Below are 20,186 nucleotides of genomic sequence, written 5' to 3' on the forward strand. Positions count from 1 at the left end.
CACATGAGCAAAATCGAGATGGCGGGTCAGAAGAAGCTCGTCTTGATTACGGGACGGGCATACCCCGAGCTCGCGGAACAAGTTGCCGCAGAGCTGGGAGCCGAGCTTGTTCCCACCGACGCGCGTACCTTCGCCAATGGCGAGCTGTATGCACGTTTCGATGAGAGTGTCCGCGGCGCTGATGCGTTTGTGATTCAGTCACACACGAACCCCATCAATGAGTGGCTGATGGAGCAGCTCATCATGGTTGATGCCCTGAAGCGTGCTTCGGCAAAGCGCGTCACCGTGGTAGCGCCGTTCTACCCGTACTCGCGTCAGGACAAGAAGGGCCGCGGCCGCGAGCCGATCTCGGCACGTCTCGTTGCTGACCTCTTCAAGGCTGCAGGCGCTGACCGAATCATGTCGGTAGATCTGCACGCTTCGCAGATCCAGGGCTTCTTCGATGGCCCCGTTGACCACCTCTTCGCGATGCCCGTTCTTCTCGAGCACTTCAAGAAGACCATCGACCGCGATGATCTGTGTGTGGTTTCACCCGATATGGGTCGTGTTCGCGTTGCTGACGTATGGAGCGACAAGCTCGATGCGCCGCTTGCGATCATCCACAAGCGCCGTGATCCGCTCGTTCCAAACCAGGTCACCGTTCACGACATCGTTGGTGATGTCAAGGACAAGTGGTGCGTGGTTGTTGATGACATGATCGACACCGGTGGCACGATTGCAAAGGCTGCTGGTGCTCTCAAGGCGAACGGCGCTCGTGGCGTCACCATCGCTTGCACACACGCAATCTTCTCGGGCAAGGCTACTGAGTACCTCTCGCAGGACTTCATTGACCAGGTTGTTGTCACCGACACCCTCCCGGTTCCTGAAGAGAAGCGCTTTGAGAAGCTCACGGTCCTCCCGATCGCTCCGCTGCTCGCAAAGGCGATTCACGAAGTCTTCGAGGACGGCTCAGTGACGTCGATGTTCGAGGGCGCTGCGTAAGGTTTCCTGAATGACACAGACCCGGTACACCACATGGTGTGCCGGGTCTGTGTTGTTTTCTGGGGCGAAATCATCATGGCGTCGGAAACGGTCTGCGCACGGATCCGTTGCGCAGCATAGTTTTTCGATGTCAAAACATCTATCGGGTGAAAGTGTTTCGGTATCGAGACATTCCCGAGCGAAAATAGTAGTTGCTTTTGGCAACTATCGGAGTAATCTTATGGCTATGGAAACCGGATCGCGCGACCAATCAGTTCGAGAACTTCTCGAAGCTGTTGTTGCTCTCGTGCGACAGTGGACATCAGACAACACCCAGCTTGCGTATGCACGTGAGCTGGGTTTTGACGTTTCAGCGAACGATGTTCGGGCGCTCTACTCAATGGGTCTCGCTGGGGGAGAGTTGCGCCCTGCTGAGTGCGCAACGTACCTCGGACTCACTCGGCCAACAACGAGCAAGCTGCTCGCACGGCTCGAGTCGGCGGGCCTGGTGGAGCGTGCTCGCTCATCTCAGGATGGTCGCTCAATCGTCGTTTCGCTTACTGAGGCTGGCGCGGCAATGTATGCCGCTTTGGTTGAGGCAGGTGTTGAACACGTTGCGCGAGCTACTGAAGATATGACTTCCGCAGAGATCACACGGGTCACTGCGGCTGCAAGCAACCTCGTGCAGAGGTTGCGCGAATAAACCAGATGGCCACATGGCGGTCTGGGGCCCCAGCCGGGGGCAAGGAAGAACGTTCGCCACAAGCAAGCGTTATTTACTAAGGAGAAAATCATGGCTCGTACATATGTTGTGACCGGTTCGGCTTCGGGTATCGGTGCGGCTACGGCAAAGACTCTTCGCGATCGCGGTGACCGCGTGATTGGTATCGACCTTCGTGACGTTGAGATCGAGGCTGACCTTTCTACCGCAGCGGGCCGCAAGGACGCAGCCACCCGTGCAATGGAGCTCGCAGATGGCGTCATCGACGGTGTCATCGCGTGCGCTGGCATCTCGGCGCCCATCGCCAAGACCGTTTCCATTAACTATTTCGGTGTGACCGAGCTGCTTGAGCACCTCGTTCCCGCACTCAAGAAGTCGGACGCTCCCCGCGCTGCGGTTGTTTCGTCGATGGCGTCGCTTCAGGCAAACTCGGCCGAGCTCGTCGAAGCCCAGCTCGCTGGCGATGAGGCGCGGGCGCTTGAGATTGCTGAGACCTACGTGGCAAAGGGCCCCGAGGCTGGCTACACCACCTACCCTTCATCGAAGCGTGCACTCGCTCGCTGGGTGCGCCGTGAGTCGATCACCCCGACCTGGGCTGGTAATGGGATTGCGCTCAACGCGGTTGCTCCCGGCACCGTGATCACCCCGATGACCGAGAAGCTCCTCGCTACGCCTGAGGGTCGCGCGATGGTTGACGCAAACGTTCCGATGCCCCTGAACTACCACCAGCCGGCTCAGTCAATCGTTGATGTGCTCGTGTGGCTCACCAATGTAGAGAACACTCATATGGCTGGCCAGGTCATTTACTGCGATGGTGGCGCTGATGCGTCGCTTCGCGGGGACGACATTTGGTCGTGGAACGACTAACTTTCAAAGTCGTGTAAGATTGGTTGCTGTACTTCGGCGAGGGGCGTTCGCGCCCGTTATCGACGCGGTCACGGACCCTTCTGGGCCTGCTGCGTGTACACCACCGGCGGGTTACCGTCAGAGACACTGGGCATTGCGCCCATAAGGAAGGAAGTCCCATGACTGAGACGAACAAGCTTGTTGCAGAGCTCCGCGAGAAGTTCGGTAAGGGTGCTGCTCGTCAGCTCCGCGCTGCAAAGCGTACCCCCGTTGTCGTTTACGGCCACGGCACCGATCCCGTTCACGCTTCGGTTGATACTCACCCGCTGAGCCTCATCATCCGTCAGGCAAACTCGATCATCGAGCTCGACGTGAACGGCAAGTCGACTCTCGTTCTCGTAAAGGATGTCCAGAAGGACGCAGTTACGCAGATCATCGAGCACGTTGACCTCCTCATCGTGAAGAAGGGTGAGACCGTCGAGGTAGAGGTTCCCCTCCACATGGTTGGCGAGCCCTTCTCGGGCAACAGCGCCCTCCAGGACCTCAACACCATCCGCCTGAGCGTTCCCGCAACCGCTATCCCTGACGCAGTTCAGGTCAGCGTTGAGGGCCTCGAGGGTGGCGCACAGGTTCTCGCAGGCGATGTTGAGCTCCCCAAGGGCGCAACCCTCCTCGACCCCGCAGACCAGCTCGTTGCTCACGTTTCCGCACCCCGCGGTGGCGCAGCAGGCGACGAAGAGGCTGCAGAGTAATTTCACACACTTCGGTGTGTGAGTGAACCCGTTGAGTGGGCGCTAGCCCACTCAACGGGTTCTTCTCGTATCTGAACCGACTCGAGAAAGATGACGCAAAATGTGGTGGAGACGCCGGAAAGTGACTGCAGACGTGGCGACAGACAACTGGCTGGTCGTAGGGCTCGGTAATCCGGGCGCGAAGTACGAGGCAACGCGACACAACGTGGGGCAAATGGCCCTTGACGTTCTCGCGAACCGTATGAGCGCAAAGTTCTCCCCGCACAAGACCAACTCTCGAGTGGCAGAAGGGCGACTTGTCCCGGGTGGGCCGAAGCTCATTCTTGCGAAGTCGAACGGGTACATGAACACTTCTGGTGGCCCGGTTTCGGCGCTCGCGAAGTACTTTGACATCGCGCCTGATCGTCTCATTGTGCTGCACGATGAGCTCGACATTCCATTTGACACCATCAAGCTCAAGACCGGTGGCGGTCACGGTGGCCACAATGGTCTGCGTGATATCGCGAAGGCGCTCGGCACTCCCGAGTTCACTCGCGTGCGTATTGGCATCGGTCGCCCGCCGGGGCAGCAGGACGTCGCCGACTTCGTGCTCAAGCCATTCGGTTCGTCTGAAAAAACCTCGCTCGCCGTGCTCCTTGAAGACGCGGCAGACGCCACCGAGCGCGTCATCACCGACGGCTTGCTCGCTGCACAGCAGCGTTACCACGGTGCAACCGGGGGAGCGAAGTGAGTCTCGCAGGGATCGAAGGCCTCCTCGAGGCATCGCCATCGTTTGCGCGTGCGCTTGAGGAGCACTCGACCGATGCCGAGTTTTCTGCGCTGGAGGGATTGCGCGCGCCGTTGCTCGCTGGACTCCTGCGCAAGCGTCGCGCTGCAGGCGACACCGGGGCCCTGTTGGTGCTTGCGGCGACAAGCCGCGAGGCCGACTCGCTGCGGAGCGCGCTCGCATCACTCGTCCCCGAGGCGATCACCGCTGAGTTCCCCGCATGGGAGACTCTTCCGCACGAGCGCCTGAGCCCGTCAGCCGAGACGGTCGGCAAGCGGTCGGAGGCATTGCGCGTCCTGCAGTCAGCGGGCGCGGATCAGCCAGTCATCCTCGTCGCTTCAGTACGTGCGGCACTGCAGCCGATCTCGCCCCACCTGAGTAACGCGCTGCCGATCGAACTTCGTGCTGGCCAGGACTCCGTCGGCCTGGACGTCATCGCTGCAGAACTCGTGCAGTACGCGTACACGCGTGTTGACATGGTCACCCGTCGCGGTGAGTTCGCAGTGCGCGGCGGCATTCTTGACGTCTTCCCACCGACGGCTGAGCACGCGGTCCGCGTTGATTTCTTCGGCGATGAGGTTGATCAGATTCACCGCTTCGCAGTTTCGGATCAGCGTAGTGCAGGCGATCCGCTGCCCGGCATTGATCTGTGGCCCGCACGCGAGCTTTTGCTCACCGACGAGGTGCGCGAGCGCGCTGCTGAGCTGTTGCCAAAGTTCCCCGCACTCTCGACGCTGCTAGAGAAAATGGCACAGGGCATCGCGGTTGAGGGTATGGAGAGCCTGCTCCCGAACCTGGTTCCCGGACTCATTCCGCTGACCGAACTGCTACCAGCCGGTGGCGCAGTAGTGGTTGCGGCGCCGGAGCGCGTTGCGTTGCGCGCTGTGAGCCTTGCAGAGACAAACCGCGAGTTCCTCGAGGCGGCATGGCACGCAGCAACGGCGGGCGGCGAGGCCCCGGTCGATACTGATAACTCTGGCCTTCTCACGATGCAGCAGCTCCGCGCGGCATCGACTGGTCGCCCCTGGTGGACGATCTCGACCTTCATGCAAGACGAGGCAGAAGACCTCGGCGGAGCAGTCGAAAGCGACGCCGCGATTGCCGTGCACGGCGCGCTGATTCCGCGCCCTGCTCCCGGCGTTGAGCCGACCGCTGCCATGATGCAGCGCCTGAGCGCGCGACTCAGCGAAGGCTGGGGTGCGGTTGTTGCCGCGCAGGGCATCGGCCTGGTTGAGCGCGCACGCGACCTGTTGAGCGAGGCCGGCGCAGCGGCGCGGATCGTCGAGACCCTGCCAGAGGTCCTGGACCCTGGCGTGGTCCATCTCGTGACCGGCACCGCGTGGCAGGGCTTTGAGAGCCCCGAAGCGAAGCTGCTGTTCGCGACCGAGGCAGAGTTCTTCGGCCGCGCAGCTGCCACCGCCGCGGTCAACAGCCTGAAATTGCCGCGTCGCCGTGCGAAGAACGTCGTCGATCCGCTCAAGCTCGTCGCTGGCGACTTCGTCGTGCACGAAACCCACGGCATTGGCCAGTTCGTCGAGCTTACGCAGCGCATGGTGCCGAGCGGCGTCGGCCGCGACGCAACCAAGGCGCTGCGCGAGTACCTGGTGCTCGAATATGCATCGTCGAAGCGTGGCATGCCCAAGGACAAGCTGTACGTCCCGACTGATCAGCTCGATCAGCTCTCGCGCTACGTAGGTGGCGAGGCTCCCGCGCTCTCGAAGATGGGCGGCAGTGACTGGTCGAACGCGAAGAAGAAGGCGCGCAAGGCCGTCCGCGATATCGCGGTCGAGCTTGTGAAACTCTACTCCGCACGAATGGCGGCCCCCGGCTTCGCGTTCTCGCCAGATACCCCATGGCAGCGTGAGCTTGAAGAGGCGTTCCCGTATGCGGAGACCCTTGACCAACTCACCACCATTGACGAGGTGAAGCGCGACATGGAACGGTCGATCCCCATGGATCGCCTGCTCGCGGGTGACGTTGGGTTTGGTAAGACTGAGGTCGCGATCCGCGCCGCATTCAAAGCAGTGCAAGATGGCAAGCAAGTCGCGATGCTCGTGCCGACGACGCTACTCGCGAACCAGCACTTCGAGACGTTCCAGGATCGCTTCGCTGGCTTCCCAGTACAGTTGCGTGCGCTCAGCCGTTTCCAGACTGACGCCGAGGCGAAGGAAACCCTCGAAGGTCTCGCCGCCGGCACGGTCGACGTCGTGGTCGGCACGCATCGGCTGCTCTCAGGCAAGGTCAACTACAAGGACCTCGGCCTCCTCATCATTGATGAGGAACAGCGCTTCGGCGTCGAACACAAAGACGCGATGAAGAAGCTAAAAACGAACGTCGATATTCTCGCGATGAGTGCGACGCCGATTCCGCGAACGCTTGAGATGGCAGTGACCGGTATCCGTGAAATGTCGACACTTGCGACCCCGCCGGAGGATCGTCACCCGATCCTCACGTTCGTTGGCCCCCGTAGTGACAAGCAGATCACGGCAGCGATCCGCCGCGAGCTGTTGCGCGAGGGCCAGGTGTTCTTCGTGCACAACCGCGTCTCATCGATTGGCCGGACCGCGGCGAAGATCCAGGAACTCGTGCCAGAGGCACGCGTCGCGATCGCGCACGGCAAACTGTCTGAGCACCAGCTCGAGCAGGTCGTGCAAGATTTCTGGGAACGCAAGTTTGATGTGCTGGTCTCAACGACCATCGTGGAGACCGGTCTCGACATCGCAAACGCGAACACGATCATCATCGACCAGGCAGACAAATACGGCCTGAGCCAGCTGCACCAGCTGCGCGGCCGCGTTGGCCGCAGCCGCGAGCGTGCGTACGCCTACTTCCTCTTCGACCCAGACAAGCCGCTCACCGAGCACGCACACGAGCGCCTGGAAACGCTTGCGACGAACAACGAACTCGGTTCTGGCATGCAGGTCGCGCTGAAAGACTTGGAACTGCGCGGCGCTGGCAATCTGCTCGGTGGCGAGCAGTCGGGTCACATCGCTGGTGTCGGATTCGACCTCTACCTGCGCATGATCGGCGAGGCCGTGAACACGTTTAAGGGGGAGGACGTCACCGGGCCTACCGAGCTCGTGCTCGAGCTTCCCGTTGACGCGCACATTCCCGAGGACTATATCGAGAGTGAACGCTTGCGTCTCGAGGCGTACCAGAAGTTCTCTGCCGCCTCGCATCCGCAGGCGCCGGAGGAACACGTGAGCGTCGTTATGGACGAGCTCATCGACCGATACGGTAAGCCGCCGGTTGAGGTCGAGCGCCTTGCGACGGTCTCGAGCCTGCGTCGCCGGGCCGCACGTCTCGGTCTTTCGAAGGTCATCGCTGCGGGTACCACCTTGCGTATCGAACCGGTCGAACTGCCCGGTTCACGTCAGATGCGCATGCGTCGTATGTACCCCGACGGAAAGTACACCGAATCGACCAAGCTGTTGCAGATCCCGCTGCCTGGGGCGACCGCGTCTGCGCGGAGTCCGCTCGCGGGCGTTGGCCAGCGCAAGTTTGGTGACGAGCACGACATCGCTGCGTGGACGGGTCGCGTCTTTGCGACGCTGCTGGAGGCGGATCCGCCCCCTACCGACGCGCCCGCAGCGTAGGGCGCGAGCGCCGCACGCCGGGAACGCAGAAGGCCCGGGACTGACGTGAATCAGTCCCGGGCCTTCGTTGCGTTTGCGCTGTGAAATTAGCCTGCGTTGCAGAGCTTCCCGAGCTGATCTGCAGCGGTCTGCAGCTTTGTGGAGTGGTCGTTGACCTTCTCCGAAAGCGCGAGGCTCTGTTCCTGAGCCTTGGCTGCCTTGTCCTGCAGCTCCTGGACTGCAGCTGCATCGGACATGTCGAGGTTGCTCGTGTCGCCAAGACCAGCGAGCACCGAGAAGTCAAACTCGCCGAAGAGGTCAGTGACGGCGCCGAACTCGGTGACGAAGTCGTCGAGGGGAGCCTTGACCTCTTCGTTGGTGATCTTGCTCTGCGCGTCCTTGAGCGAGGCGAGCATGGGGTCGAACGCTGCCTTGATGTCGACGTCCTTGCCGGCGACTGCGTCGGTCATGAACGACTGTGACTCGGTCGCGAGGTCAGCCGATGCGTCGGTGAGCGTCACCTCAGCGATCTTGCATGCCTCTGCGACGCTCTGGCCGCCTGCACACGAAACGAGTCCGAGTGAAAGGCCTACAGCTGCGACCGCGAGGGTGGTGCGACGAATCGAAAAAGTCATGAAATCAGTTCCCTTCAGCGCACGGCAGATAAGTTCTGGTGCCGTACGTATTCAGCTTAGAGGGCAGACCATTTCTGGCAGTGGGACGCAAAAATATCGAGTCTTGTCTTTAGCGGAGAGATACAGTCTTTATATGGTGACTCACTCCGAAACTCCTGCAAACCCAACAAATGTAGTAGAAGCATTGCTTGGTGCATACGAGACTGTGCGCACCATGGTGCGCCCGGGTGGTTGTGCCTGGCACGCGGATCAGAGCCATGAGTCACTGACCCCATTCCTCATTGAAGAGACGGCTGAGTTTGTTGACGCGATCGAGCGCGAGCTTCCCGCTGCCGAAGTCGCTTCGGAGCTCGGAGACGTGCTCTATCAAGTGCTGTTCCACTCGGTGCTCGCGGAGCGTGACGGTGAGGGGTATGACCTCGCCGCCGTTGCGGCGGGTCTCAACGCGAAACTCATTGCACGTCACCCGCACGTCTTTGCAGACCGTGGCTATATGTCTGTTGACGAGCTTAACGCTGAGTGGGAACGACTGAAAGAGGATGCGGCTGGCGAAGCTCGTGGTAGCAGGGGAGTACTTGACGGCATCCCCGCAGGTATGCCGACTCTCGCCCGTAGCGCCAAGGTCATCGAACGCCTCAAGCGCGCAGGAGCGTTGATCACCGGCGGATCCGCGCCCAGCGAGCGCAGCGAAGCCGAGATCGGTGCTGATCTCCTCGCCCTCGTACGTGAGGCGAACCGTGCCGGCGTTGATCCGGACCGGGCCCTGCGCATTGCGACCAACGTATTTGCCGCGGAACACCTCGCTGCAGCAGCAGAACCCGCTACAGAATAAGCCCGAGCCGCCGCGCCTCAGCGACCGCAGCATGCCTGGTTGATGCGTCAAGCTTGCCCATCGCCGTATTGAGGTAGCTCTTGACCGTGCTCTCAGCGAGATCGAGCGAGAGCCCAATCTCGGCGTTGGTCTGGCCGAGCGCGGCATGCGCGACAACATCGGTCTCACGGCGAGAGAGGTGGATCGGTGCCTCACCAATCTCGGGCGGCCGACCGATCGCGGTCAACTGCGTCTCAATTGCGGCAAGCCGCGCACGCAGCAGTGGATCGGTGATATCAGAAGCCAGCCCGCGCAGATCTGCGTGCACACGGCGAAGATCTTCCTGCACGTGCCCGGGAAGCGCTGTCGGGTTCGCCCCACCCTCACGCATCTCCCCGAGCCGCACTAAGACCCGATCCTGGACACGGATCTCGGTCGCGAACTCAGCTGCAATCGAAGCTGCAGCCTGCACAAACGAGGACGATGGTGGCGCCTCGCCGCGGGTGCCGCCATACAGTACGGCCCGCGCGGTCTCCCCAAGCACGACCGGCATCGCAAACAGGGTGACAATGCCCTCACCGAGAATCTGTGGGTCGTAGTCGTGCGTGATGTTCCTGGCCGCGGCATAATTTACCGTAAAGCGCGGTCGCAGTTCGCTCATTGCACGGCCGCCGAGACCTCGTTGCAACTGCACACGCATCCCTTGGATATCAGGGGTGCGATGACCAGTCACTGCCGTGACGGTCGTGCCGCCGTCATGCTCGTACCCGCCGAAGGCGATCGGGAAACGTGTAGCGTCGGCAAACGCCGCCACGGCGTCTTCGAGCGTGCGTTGTGTGGCGGAATCAGTGAGTCGCGTCATCGGAACTCCCAACTTACGGAGGTACCTCATGGTAACGCCATGCATCCTGCGGAAGGAAGACCCGCCGTGCGCGAATTATCCCGAGAACGTGAAAGAATGGCAGGCATGGCAGCACAGGTGAACCCCCCGCGCGGCATGCGCGACTTCCTCCCCACCGATAAGGCCCGACGCGAGCATGCGCTCAGCGTCATCAAGGGTGTGTATCGCGCGCACGGCTTCGACGAGATCGAAACGCCCGTGATGGAAGACTGGGCGCGCCTGCATGCTGGCCTCGGCGGCGACAACGAAAAGCTCAGCTTCTCCATTATGAAGCGCGCCATCAAGCCTGAGGCGCTCGCCGCAGCGGCTGAAGCTGGTGACCCCGATCAGCTCGCAGATCTTGGCATGCGTTTCGATCTCACGGTCCCGCTCACGCGCTTCTACGCGAGCCACCGCGCTGAGCTTCCCCCGGTGTTCCGCTCGATCCAGATCGCTCCGGTCTGGCGTGCAGAACGCCCGCAGAAGGGCCGCTATCGTCAGTTCGTGCAGGCAGACATCGACATCATCGGTGAAGCCGGTCAGCTCGCAGAGATCGAACTCGTGACTGCGACCTCGCAGGCGCTCGCAGCGCTCGGCCTTGAGGGCTGCATCATTCGTGTGAACGATCGCCGAATTCTGTTTGGTCTGCTCGAGTTCTGCGGTTTTGCGGCAGAAACGCACGATCGTGCACTCATCACGATCGACAAGCTCGACAAAATCGGTGCAACTGGTGTCGTCGAAGAGCTCCGCGAGATTGACGCCACCGCTGCAGAACGCATCGGTGCGGTACTGGCCGCAGTCGAACCGGCGCTTGAGGGTGACGGTATTACACTGTCACGATCCGCCATCGAAGCAGTACTTCCCGGGGTCGCAGCCAACGAGCGCGCAGCATCTGGCATCGACAACCTCGCCGATCTTGGCGATGCGCTCGACGGTGGCCTACCGGCTGGGGTTGAGGTTCGCTTCGACCCGACCCTCGTGCGTGGCATGGGCTATTACACCGGCACCATCTTCGAGGTCGCCCACCCCGGCTCTGGCAGCTCGGTCGGTGGCGGCGGTCGCTACGACGGCATGGTTGGCCGATTCCTTGGACAGGACGTGCCGGCGGTTGGTTTCTCGATCGGCTTCGAGCGCGTGGTAGACCTCATCTCGCTTCCCGCACAGGTTGGTCCCGCGGCTCTCGTACTCGTGTACGACGCTGATGTGGACTTCGCAGACCTGGTTGCGCTCAAGCGCGAGCTCGTCGCGCGCGGCCACCGCGTCCGTCTCGAGAAGCGTCAGAAGAACATGAAGACGCTGCTCGCTCGGGTCGTTGACGAGGGCTTCGCAAGCATGGCAAATGTGCGCGCTGGCGTCACGAACGTCGATGATCTCGAGATCCGCTCTCTCGGCGAGTAACGACTTCTCGCGAGACACCGTAAACTGTTTCCCGTGGGCTTACGCCCGCACATACTTTCCGCGTCGCCCAGCTCATCTGGGCGACGCATCCCACGCACCGGCACACATTACGAGGAGTACATGGTGGCATACATCGACGCAGTGATTGCGCGCGAGATTCTGGATTCGCGCGGCAACCCGACTGTTGAGGTTGAGGTTGGTCTCACCGACGATTCGGTCGGCCGCGCAGCGGTTCCGTCCGGCGCATCGACCGGTGCGTTCGAAGCATACGAACTGCGCGATGGCGACAAGGATCGCTACCTTGGCAAGGGTGTGCTCAAGGCTGTTGACGCAGTCTTCGAGGAGCTTGCGCCCGCAGTTGAGGGCATCCCCGCTGATGATCAGCGTCTCGTAGACGCTGCCCTCATGGAGGCAGACGGCACTGACAACAAGAGCCGCGTTGGCGCGAACGCTATCCTCGGCGTCAGCCTCGCAGTTGCGCACGCTGCAGCTGACTCGGCACAGCTTCCCCTGTACCGCTACCTCGGTGGCCCGACCGCGTGCACCCTCCCCGTTCCCATGATGAACATCATCAACGGTGGCGCACACGCTGACACCGGTGTTGACATCCAGGAGTTCATGGCAGTGCCCCTCGGCGCTGAGAGCTTCTCGGAAGGCCTGCGCTGGGGCGTCGAGGTCTACCACTCGCTCAAGGCACTGCTCAAGGAGAAGGGCCTGAACACCGCACTCGGAGACGAGGGTGGCTTCGCTCCCGATCTCCCCAGCAACGCAATCGCGCTTGACCTCATCCTCGAGGCAATCAAGCGTGCAGGCTTCGAGCCCGGCCGCGACATTGCGCTCGCGCTCGACGTTGCGTCGACCGAATTCTACGCAGACGGCGTCTACACCTTCGAGGGCAAGACCCGTACCGCGGCTGAGATGTCGGCGTACTACGCAGACCTCATGGCAAACTACCCCCTCGTGTCAATCGAGGACCCCCTGGCAGAGGACGACTGGGAGGGTTGGAAGACCCTCACCGACGATCTCGGTGACAAGGTGCAGCTCGTTGGTGACGACCTCTTCGTCACGAACCCCGCACGCCTCGCAGAAGGAATCGAGAAGGGCACCGCTAACTCGATCCTCGTGAAGGTCAACCAGATTGGTACTCTCACCGAGACCTTCGACGCAGTGCAGATGGCGCAGCGCGCTGGCTACACCGCTGTGATGTCGCACCGTTCGGGTGAGACTGAAGACGTCACGATTGCTGACCTTGCTGTCGCAACCGACTGCGGCCAGATCAAGACGGGTGCACCGGCTCGTTCGGACCGTGTTGCAAAGTACAACCAGCTCCTTCGTATCGAAGAAGAGCTCGGCGACGCAGCTCGTTACGCAGGCCGCGCGGCATTCCCGCGTTTCCAGGCGTAAGTAGCGCTAGATAAGGGCGAGCACGGTGAAACGCTGGACCGCAGATTTTTCGGCTTGGGTGTCGAGTCTGCGTGTGAGCGGTGTCACCGTGCTCGCCGTTGTCGTGTTGGTGCTTGGTGCGTTGATGCTGAGTCCCAACATTTCGACGTTTGTGCAGCAACAGCGGGAGCTCTCGCAGTTGCGCGCAAGTGTCGAGGAGCACCGCGCAGCCGTCGAAGAGATCGACGCTGAGCGTGCACGCTGGAAGGATCCGGCGTACGTCCGATCGCAGGCGCGTGATCGCCTGCTGTACGTGATGCCGGGGGAGACCCAGCTGAGCATCATTGATGACGTGCTCATCCCCGCAGAGTCAGACGAAGAAACCGAGTCGACTTTGACGGAAACCGAGACGAACTGGGCCCGTGAATTCGGCGCCACGTTCCTCATCGCTGGCATGTCTGAGCACCCAGATAAGGCCGCAGCTGCTGAAGAGGCTCCCATTGAGGAAGCGCCGGCAGCGGAGACGCCGGTCGAGTAGCGGCTCTCGCCACACCTGGCGCACGTGCGCAGCGTGTTTGCCCCAAGACTTTTATGACACAGGAGAAGCCACATGCCTCGCCCCCCTTACGAAGCTCCCACTGCTGAAGAAATCGCGATCGTCAGCGAGCAGCTCGGCCGCGAGGCACGTGGAGTCGTCGGTATCGCTGCGCGCACGGCAGACGGCACGCCCGCTGTTGTGGCGACCTCGCCGCGTCTGCCTGACGGTTCGCCGTTCCCGACGTTCTACTACCTGTGCCACCCCGAGATCGTTGCCGCTGCGTCGCGTCTTGAAGCTGCCGGTGTCATGAACGAGTACAACGAGATGCTCGCTGAAGATGAGGAGCTGCGTGCCGCCTACCAGCGTGCACATGAGCAGTTCGTGGCGGATCGCGACAGCATCGGTGAGGTCCCCGAAATTGCAGGCATCAGCTCAGGCGGCATGCCCGTTCGGGTGAAGTGCTTGCACGCGCTCATGGGCCACGCGCTTGCAGCCGGCCCCGGTGTCAACCCCATCGGTGATCTCGCTCTCGAACGTTCGGGAATCTCGCACTAATACGCGATCGAGTTCTTGCCGCAATAATTGCGGAAACAACTGTATTCGGGTATTAATTTCGTAGAATCGTCCGTTTTCCCCAGTAATTCTGAGGAATACGCTCCTCTGTGTATTTTTACGGGTACAGTTGATTGTGTTGGGCGTATTATTGCGCCCGCTTCGTCTGGATAAATTACCCGCGTGAGAGCGCGGGTTTGAACGTGCTCACAGCATCAAGGAGACTGCTTCGTGTCGAAGAAGATTCTGATCGTTGGCGGTGGCTACGCCGGTTTTTACACTGCATGGAAGCTCGAAGGGCTTCTGCGCGCCGGTGAAGCTGAGGTCGCGATTGTCGATCCGCTGCCGTACATGGCATACCTGCCCTTCCTCCCCGAGGTAGCGGCTGGTTCGATCGAGCCGCGTCACGCGGTTGTCGCTCGCCGTCGTCACCTGAAGAAGACTCAGGAAATCGCGGGCAAGGTTACAGCAATCTCGCACGCAACGAAGACCGCAACGATCACCCCGAACATTGGTGAAGCGTACGACTTCGAGTACGACGAAATCGTTATCACCACCGGTTCGGTGTCGCGTACCTTCCCGATCCCGGGCATCGCTGACAACGCAATCGGCATGAAGACCATTGAAGAGGCTGTTTACGTTCGCGACCGCATGGTACGCAACTTCAACCTCGCAGCTCAGCTTCCCAAGGACTCGGCAGAGCGCGCACGCCTCCTGACCGTTACTGTGGTTGGCGGCGGCTTCGCTGGTATCGAGAGTGTTTCGGAGCTTCGCTCTTTCGCAACCTCGCTGCTGCGTCGTTTCCCCGAGATCTCGTTCGACGAGACCAAGTTCCACCTCGTTGAGGCAATGGGTCGCATCATGCCCGAGGTCACCGAGAAGCTCGCTGACTGGGTAGTCAAGGACCAGACCCGTCGCGGTGTTGATATTCACCTCAACACGCAGCTTCAGTCGGCAGAGGGCGGCAACATGCAGCTCTCGACTGGCGAGAACTACGAGTCGGACCTTATCGTTTGGACCGCAGGCGTTATGCCCCGTCCGTTCCTCCGCGGCACCGATCTTCCCATCGGCGCGCGTGGCCACGTCATCGGCAGCCCCACCCTTCAGGTCACCACCGAAGAGGGCGAGATCGTTGCTGGCGCATGGACCGCAGGCGATACCTCGCAGACCCCCGACATCTCGTCGACCCCTGGCCCCGGCGGCTTCTGCGTTCCGAACGCACAGCACGCAGTTCGCCAGGGTCGCCTGCTCGCGAAGAACATTGTTGCTTCGCTCCGCGGCGAGGGCGTACGCGAGTACAACCACAAGAACGCAGGCGCAGTTGCAGGCCTCGGCATGAACGCTGGTGTGTTCAAGTCGGGTGGCAACTTCGCAATGAAGGGCTACTTCGCGTGGCTCGCACACCGTTTCTACCACGGCCTCGCAATCCCGACCTGGGAGCGCAAGTGGCGTGTATTCGGTGGCTGGATCGGCCACTTCTTCCTCGGCCGTGACATCGTTTCGCTCGATGCTACGCAGGAGCCCCGTGCGATCTTCGAGGAGTTCGCAAGCCGCCCCAAGCCCGCTGCTGAGTAAGTAGTACGCCATGATGACCAGTCCGATGGTGATCGGTCATCGTGGCGCCCCCGGCTACCGCCCCGAGCACACTGAGTCGTCGTATCGACTCGCCTGTGAGCTCGGGGCGGACGCCGTTGAACCAGACGTCGTCGCGACTAGCGACGGCGTCTTGGTCGTTCGTCACGAGAACGAGATCTCTGGCACCACTGATGTCGCCTCGCACCCTGCCTTCGCAGATCGGAAGCGCACGAAGACCGTTGATGGCGTGCGCCTCACCGGCTGGTTCACCGAAGACTTCACCTGGGACGAGTTGCGCACCCTTCGCTGCACCGAACGGTTGCCGCGGGTGCGCTCGGCCAACCGCCGTTTCGATGGTACTGAACCCATTCTCCGCTTGCGTGACGTGCTTCGTATCGCCGATCAGGAGAGCTCTCGTCGCGGTCGGTACGTCGACCTTGTGATCGAGATTAAGCACGCTGCGTACTTCCGTACCCTTGGTTACGATCTTGGAGCGCTCGTGCGCTCAGAGCTGACGGTGACCGGGTGGGCGGATCGTCTCCACCGCGTCACCATCGAGTGCTTTGAGCTGGGTGTGCTGCGTGATCTCGCTGATCTGCGGGCACAGGGAGCGAAGCTTGTGTTCCTCGCGGAGGCAAAAGGCACCCCTGCGGATGATCTGCGGGGGAAGTCGTTCCGGTGGTATTCCACCAACCGTGGCTTGCGGTATCTGCGTCAGCATGTTGACGGCATTAGCCTGGACAAGCGGGCGCTCCTGCAGCGCGCAGCCTTCGGCCGTGTTCGTGTGAGTTCGGTGGTGCGCCGCGCACACCGGAAGGGCCTGCTCGTCTTTACCTGGACGTTGCGGCCTGAGAACCGATACCTGCACCGCCGCTTCACTGGCCGCGGGGGACAAACGGCACATGGGCAGTGGGCACGCGAGTTTCGTCTGCTCATGCGGTCAGGACTTGACGGGGTATTCGCCGATCATCCTGACCTTGCCATCGCGGTTCGCGAATCGATTACGCGCTAGCGCTCATTTCGCCCGCGAGGTTTACCGGCATGAGCGTCTTCACCTCAGCCGCAGCGTAGCCTGCGTCGATGAGGTAGCCAAGCTTCGCGACCGCAGCTTCGACCGTGAGATCTCCACCGTCGATGACGCCGGCATTCGCGAGTTCCGATCCGACCGCATACCGGCCAAGCTGCGCGGAACCCTGCGCACACTGCGTGATCGCGACAACCGGCATGAGATCAGCAATGGCGCGGATCGCGTCTCGCATACCGTGGCGCGACGTCGGAGCGTTGCCTGCGCCATAGCACTCGAGCACGAGCGCTGCCGGATCCGCGCCCACTGCAGCAGTGAGGTCAGCCGGAGTGACCGCGGGCGTGAAACGGTAGGTCAGCACACGGGCTGCTTCGCGGCCGTCGGCCTCTGGGCGCAGCGGTGGGACGCCTGCGGTGTTGGGATCGAGGGCACGCTCGGCGCGGAACGCCTTGAACGCATCAGCGTCCGCCTTCGTCGCGCGCACCGCGGGAAGAATCTCGCCGCCAAACGCGATTGTTACGGGTGCGTGGCGGCCTGCCTTAGCCGCGACGCGGATCGCGAGACGCAAGTTGTCAGCCGCGTCGGTATCGTCGGCAGCATGGGGGAGCTGGCTGCCAGTGAGCACCACAGGAGTGCCGAGATCGGCGAGTTCGAATGCGAGGCGAGATGCCGTATATGCGAGCGTGTCAGTGCCATGTGTCACGACGACGCCGCGCGGCTTCATCGCACCGACCCGGGCGCGCACCGCACGCGCGATCTTCGGGGCGGTCTCGGCGTCGGCGTTGGCGCTGTCGATTGCGGGTTGCAGGTGATTGATGCGGATCTGAATCCCGAGTGGCGTCGCGATGTCCCGCGCGAGCTCCTCGAGAATCTCAGGGAACTCAGGATCGGGCGCGAGGCCAGAAGAGGTCTCCCGCATCCCGATGGTTCCGCCGGTGGCAAAGATCAGAATCGTCGGAGGTTCTTCAGGCGCGATGTGCATGCCCCCTATTCTCTCGTATTCGGAGGGACGTGTGAGGGGTGTGTTGGCGCCCTCCAACCCAATGTCAGTGGTGCGGCCTAAACTGAGAACCACAATGAGTGAATTTGAGCTGCTTGATCCGTCCGGTCTGCCGTTTGGCTCGTCTTCTGCACAGGGGGCGGGTGCAGGTGTTGACGCGCTGCTTGACGGGCTAAACCCTGAGCAGAAGCGCGCGGTCATCGCGCGCGGTCCCGCGCTGCTTATCGTTGCGGGTGCCGGTTCAGGCAAGACGCGCGTGCTTACGCATCGCATTGCGCACCTCATTCGCGAGCGCGAAGCCTGGCCGAGCCAGATTCTCGCAATCACATTCACCAACAAGGCGGCGGCCGAGATGCGCGAGCGCATCGAGTCGTTGCTTGGTGAGGGTGCCCAGGGTATGTGGGTCTCAACGTTCCACTCGGCATGCGTGCGTATTTTGCGGCGTGAGGCAGAGCACTTCGGGTATGTCTCGGGCTTCACGATTTACGACTCTGCAGATTCCCGCGCACTGCTCAAGCGCATTATTAAAGAGCTCGACGCCGATACGTACGGGTTCACGCCCGCAAACGCTGGCTCGAAGATTTCGCGACTGAAGAACGAGCTGTCTGACGCTCGCGCCTACGGTGCGACGGCGAACATGAGTGATCCGCGCGATCGCATTTTTACCGAGATTTTTACGGCCTATGAGAACGCGCTGCGCAAGGCGAATGCGTTCGACTTTGACGATCTCATCGGGCAGACGGTGCAGCTGTTCCGCTCGCACCCTGAGATTGCTGCGATCTACCAGCGTCGGTTCCGACACATTCTCGTCGATGAGTACCAGGACACGAACCATGCGCAGTACTCGCTCATTCGTGAGCTCACGAAGCCGGTCTCGCCCGAGCTTGTGCAGCGTCTTGCGCCGCCTGCGCGTGCGGCAGAGGTGGACGGCACTGGCCAGATTCCTGCGGCAAGCCTCACCGTCGTTGGTGACTCTGATCAGTCGATCTATGCCTTCCGAGGCGCAGATATTCGGAACATCGTTGAGTTCGAGCGCGACTATCTCGGCGCAGAAGTCGTCAAGCTTGAGCAGAACTACCGTTCTACCCAGAACATCCTCTCGGCAGCAAACGCGGTGATCGGTAACAACTTCGACCGACAAGAGAAGCGACTCTGGACGGCCGAGGGCGATGGCCCGAAGATTATCGGTTTTACCGGGTACTCGCAGCACGATGAGGCGCGCTTCGTCGCCGATGAGATTGAGACGCTGCGCGGTGAAGGTCACGCGTACGGCGACATTGCGGTCTTCTATCGAACCAACTCCCAGACACGTGCGTTGGAGGAGCTGTTCATTCGCTCTGCGATTCCATATCGCATTCTCGGTGGCACCAAGTTCTACGAGCGCGCTGAGATTAAAGACGCGATGGCCTACCTGACGACCGTCGCAAACCCGTATGATCCGATCGCATGGTCGCGTATGCTCGGTGCGCCAAAGCGCGGAATTGGTCCGATGGCCGAAGCGCACCTCGCAAACTTCCAGGAAGACAACGGGCTGAACTTCCACGAGGCGATGCAACATGCCGACGAAGTGCCAGGTCTCGGCCCGAAGCTGCGTGGCACGATTGTGTCCCTCGCCGAACTATTGCAGCGGGCAAAGCGTATGGCGCTCGGCGGCGGAGCTACCGATAACCCTGAGGAAGAAGCGAAGCCTGCTCCCGTGGGCGACGTACTGAAGCTCATCCTTGATGAGACACAGATGATCGAGAAGCTGCGCTCGAAGCGCGATCCGCAAGATGACGCGCGTGCAGAAAACCTTGAAGAGCTCATTGCCGTTGCGCGAGAGTTCGATGTTCAGCAGCCGGGTGCGGGGCTCCTCGCATTCCTCACGGAGGTGAGTCTCGTAGCGGCTGCAGACGACCTTGACGATCAGAGCGGCACAGTTTCCCTCATGACGCTGCACACTGCAAAGGGTCTCGAGTTTCCCGCCGTTTTCATTACCGGTGTCGAAGAAGGCCTGCTCCCGCACCAAATGTCGGTCGACGAGGTCGGTGGTATCAACGAAGAGCGTCGATTGATGTATGTCGGCATAACACGAGCTCGAAAGCAGCTGTACATCACGCTCGCTTCCACTCGCGCGACCTTCGGCGACATCGCGGTGGCGATGCCCTCGCGCTTCCTGCAAGAGATCCCTGAGGGGCTCATCGAATGGCGCCAGTCGCCAGGGGAAGTGACCGGTCGAGGTGGCACCGAATCACGAGCGCTGAACGCCCCGCGCGCCGCTGGCGGTGCAGCTGGATGGAGTCGATCACGGAACACCGACTCGAACGTTACCTTCGGCCAGAGTGGCCGTGGGGGCACGGGCGCAGCCGCGATTTCTGAGCCAGCGAGCGGAAACATGCAGTCGGCGCTCGACAAGTGGCGTGAGCGCAAAGCACAAGCGAAGGCAGCGCAGGAGGCCGGGGGCGGGTTCCCCAATATGATCGGTGGCTCGAGCCACGACAACGGCGACCTCGTGCTGGAGATTGGCGATCGCGTCAAGCATGCGAAGTACGGTGAGGGCCGTGTCGTGAGCATGAGTGGCGCCGGTTCAAAACGGATCGCTCACGTCGATTTTCCAACGGTTGGCGAGAAAAAACTCCTCGTCAAGCTCGCGCCAATCGAGAAATTGTAGGTTTCATTTAAGTATGTGATCTGCGGGTTCATCGCTGCTAGGCTGGCCGAAGTCGAGCCTTTCGACGTCGAAGCAAAGACGCCTCGAAAAGCTGTTTTTCGAACGACCTAAGGACAGTTA

17 protein-coding genes are annotated in these 20,186 nt (G+C 61.4%); 14 read left to right on the top strand and 3 right to left on the bottom strand.

Features of this window, described 5'->3' with window-relative positions; genetic code table 11:
• Positions 1-3 precede the first annotated feature (3 nt).
• The 6 genes from ICL81_RS01870 (at position 4) to mfd (ending at position 7,641) form a co-directional block, all read left to right on the top strand.
• Positions 4-981 carry a ribose-phosphate diphosphokinase gene (locus tag ICL81_RS01870; protein WP_188033269.1) on the top strand — a complete coding sequence of 326 codons (978 nt, stop codon included), beginning with the start codon at positions 4-6 and terminating at the stop codon, positions 979-981.
• A 226-nt stretch (positions 982-1,207) separates the two neighbouring features.
• Positions 1,208-1,663, top strand: coding sequence for a MarR family winged helix-turn-helix transcriptional regulator (locus tag ICL81_RS01875; protein WP_188033270.1), 456 nt, complete (start codon positions 1,208-1,210; stop codon positions 1,661-1,663).
• Positions 1,664-1,753: 90 nt separating this feature from the next.
• Positions 1,754-2,548, top strand: a complete 795-nt coding sequence (locus tag ICL81_RS01880) for an SDR family oxidoreductase (protein WP_188033271.1) — start codon at positions 1,754-1,756, stop codon at positions 2,546-2,548.
• 158 nt (positions 2,549-2,706) lie between these two features.
• Positions 2,707-3,279, top strand: coding sequence for a 50S ribosomal protein L25/general stress protein Ctc (locus ICL81_RS01885; protein ID WP_188033272.1), 573 nt, complete (start codon positions 2,707-2,709; stop codon positions 3,277-3,279).
• Positions 3,280-3,379: 100 nt separating this feature from the next.
• Positions 3,380-4,009: an aminoacyl-tRNA hydrolase gene (gene pth / locus ICL81_RS01890; protein ID WP_188033273.1), complete on the top strand. Its 630-nt coding sequence runs from the start codon at positions 3,380-3,382 to the stop codon at positions 4,007-4,009.
• Entirely contained in the window at positions 4,006-7,641 is a 3,636-nt protein-coding gene (gene mfd, locus ICL81_RS01895) for a transcription-repair coupling factor (protein ID WP_188033274.1), read from the top strand. The genes pth and mfd overlap by 4 nt, the downstream gene beginning before the upstream one ends.
• A gap of 86 nt (positions 7,642-7,727) precedes the next feature.
• Here mfd and ICL81_RS01900 read toward each other — a convergent pair whose 3' ends face one another.
• On the bottom strand, positions 7,728-8,255 hold the full coding sequence (locus ICL81_RS01900; RefSeq protein ID WP_188033275.1) for a hypothetical protein: 528 nt from the start codon (positions 8,253-8,255) through the stop codon (positions 7,728-7,730).
• Between the two features lie 133 nt (positions 8,256-8,388).
• Here ICL81_RS01900 and ICL81_RS01905 point away from each other — a divergent pair, with 133 nt between their 5' ends.
• Positions 8,389-9,087, top strand: coding sequence for a MazG nucleotide pyrophosphohydrolase domain-containing protein (locus ICL81_RS01905; RefSeq protein WP_188033276.1), 699 nt, complete (start codon positions 8,389-8,391; stop codon positions 9,085-9,087).
• Here ICL81_RS01905 and ICL81_RS01910 read toward each other — a convergent pair.
• The gene (locus ICL81_RS01910; RefSeq protein WP_188033277.1) at positions 9,077-9,928 is read right to left on the bottom strand and encodes a response regulator transcription factor; all 852 of its coding nucleotides are present in this window, start codon (positions 9,926-9,928) and stop codon (positions 9,077-9,079) included. The genes ICL81_RS01905 and ICL81_RS01910 overlap by 11 nt on opposite strands.
• Positions 9,929-10,033: 105 nt before the next feature.
• Between ICL81_RS01910 and hisS the strand changes: the two genes are divergently transcribed.
• From hisS to ICL81_RS01940, 6 genes are all read left to right on the top strand, one after another.
• A complete protein-coding gene (gene hisS / locus ICL81_RS01915) occupies positions 10,034-11,344 on the top strand; it encodes a histidine--tRNA ligase (protein ID WP_188033278.1) in 1,311 nt (436 codons plus the stop codon).
• Positions 11,345-11,467: 123 nt separating this feature from the next.
• Positions 11,468-12,748, top strand: coding sequence for a phosphopyruvate hydratase (gene eno, locus ICL81_RS01920; protein WP_215394736.1), 1,281 nt, complete (start codon positions 11,468-11,470; stop codon positions 12,746-12,748).
• A 25-nt stretch (positions 12,749-12,773) separates the two neighbouring features.
• Entirely contained in the window at positions 12,774-13,265 is a 492-nt protein-coding gene (locus ICL81_RS01925; RefSeq protein WP_188033280.1) for a septum formation initiator family protein, read from the top strand.
• A gap of 72 nt (positions 13,266-13,337) precedes the next feature.
• A complete protein-coding gene (locus ICL81_RS01930) occupies positions 13,338-13,820 on the top strand; it encodes a DUF501 domain-containing protein (protein ID WP_188033281.1) in 483 nt (160 codons plus the stop codon).
• Positions 13,821-14,048: 228 nt separating this feature from the next.
• The gene (locus ICL81_RS01935) at positions 14,049-15,392 is read left to right on the top strand and encodes an FAD-dependent oxidoreductase (RefSeq protein WP_188033282.1); all 1,344 of its coding nucleotides are present in this window, start codon (positions 14,049-14,051) and stop codon (positions 15,390-15,392) included.
• Between the two features lie 10 nt (positions 15,393-15,402).
• On the top strand, positions 15,403-16,404 hold the full coding sequence (locus ICL81_RS01940) for a glycerophosphodiester phosphodiesterase family protein (protein ID WP_188033283.1): 1,002 nt from the start codon (positions 15,403-15,405) through the stop codon (positions 16,402-16,404).
• On the opposite strand, the gene ICL81_RS01945 is transcribed toward ICL81_RS01940, so the two are convergent.
• Positions 16,394-17,398 carry an asparaginase domain-containing protein gene (locus tag ICL81_RS01945; RefSeq protein WP_223160510.1) on the bottom strand — a complete coding sequence of 335 codons (1,005 nt, stop codon included), beginning with the start codon at positions 17,396-17,398 and terminating at the stop codon, positions 16,394-16,396. The genes ICL81_RS01940 and ICL81_RS01945 overlap by 11 nt on opposite strands.
• 94 nt (positions 17,399-17,492) lie before the next feature.
• Here ICL81_RS01945 and ICL81_RS01950 point away from each other — a divergent pair, with 94 nt between their 5' ends.
• A complete protein-coding gene (locus ICL81_RS01950) occupies positions 17,493-20,066 on the top strand; it encodes an ATP-dependent helicase (protein ID WP_188033284.1) in 2,574 nt (857 codons plus the stop codon).
• The last annotated feature ends 120 nt before the right edge of the window (positions 20,067-20,186 follow it).

Source organism: Leucobacter sp. cx-328 (assembly GCF_014530035.1).
In the GTDB taxonomy this organism is placed as follows: domain Bacteria; phylum Actinomycetota; class Actinomycetes; order Actinomycetales; family Microbacteriaceae; genus Leucobacter.

What these genes read in the sequence shown, in the direction of transcription:
- ICL81_RS01870 (WP_188033269.1), top strand. Translation starts at nt 4, where the DNA reads ATGAGCAAAATCGAGATGGCGGGTCAGAAGAAGCTCGTCTTGATTACG.
- ICL81_RS01875 (WP_188033270.1), top strand. Translation starts at nt 1,208, where the DNA reads ATGGAAACCGGATCGCGCGACCAATCAGTTCGAGAACTTCTCGAAGCT.
- ICL81_RS01880 (WP_188033271.1), top strand. Translation starts at nt 1,754, where the DNA reads ATGGCTCGTACATATGTTGTGACCGGTTCGGCTTCGGGTATCGGTGCG.
- ICL81_RS01885 (WP_188033272.1), top strand. Translation starts at nt 2,707, where the DNA reads ATGACTGAGACGAACAAGCTTGTTGCAGAGCTCCGCGAGAAGTTCGGT.
- pth (WP_188033273.1), top strand. Translation starts at nt 3,380, where the DNA reads ATGTGGTGGAGACGCCGGAAAGTGACTGCAGACGTGGCGACAGACAAC.
- ICL81_RS01900 (WP_188033275.1), bottom strand. Translation starts at nt 8,255, where the DNA reads ATGACTTTTTCGATTCGTCGCACCACCCTCGCGGTCGCAGCTGTAGGC.
- ICL81_RS01905 (WP_188033276.1), top strand. Translation starts at nt 8,389, where the DNA reads ATGGTGACTCACTCCGAAACTCCTGCAAACCCAACAAATGTAGTAGAA.
- ICL81_RS01910 (WP_188033277.1), bottom strand. Translation starts at nt 9,928, where the DNA reads ATGACGCGACTCACTGATTCCGCCACACAACGCACGCTCGAAGACGCC.
- hisS (WP_188033278.1), top strand. Translation starts at nt 10,034, where the DNA reads ATGGCAGCACAGGTGAACCCCCCGCGCGGCATGCGCGACTTCCTCCCC.
- ICL81_RS01930 (WP_188033281.1), top strand. Translation starts at nt 13,338, where the DNA reads ATGCCTCGCCCCCCTTACGAAGCTCCCACTGCTGAAGAAATCGCGATC.
- ICL81_RS01940 (WP_188033283.1), top strand. Translation starts at nt 15,403, where the DNA reads ATGATGACCAGTCCGATGGTGATCGGTCATCGTGGCGCCCCCGGCTAC.
- ICL81_RS01945 (WP_223160510.1), bottom strand. Translation starts at nt 17,398, where the DNA reads ATGCACATCGCGCCTGAAGAACCTCCGACGATTCTGATCTTTGCCACC.
- ICL81_RS01950 (WP_188033284.1), top strand. Translation starts at nt 17,493, where the DNA reads ATGAGTGAATTTGAGCTGCTTGATCCGTCCGGTCTGCCGTTTGGCTCG.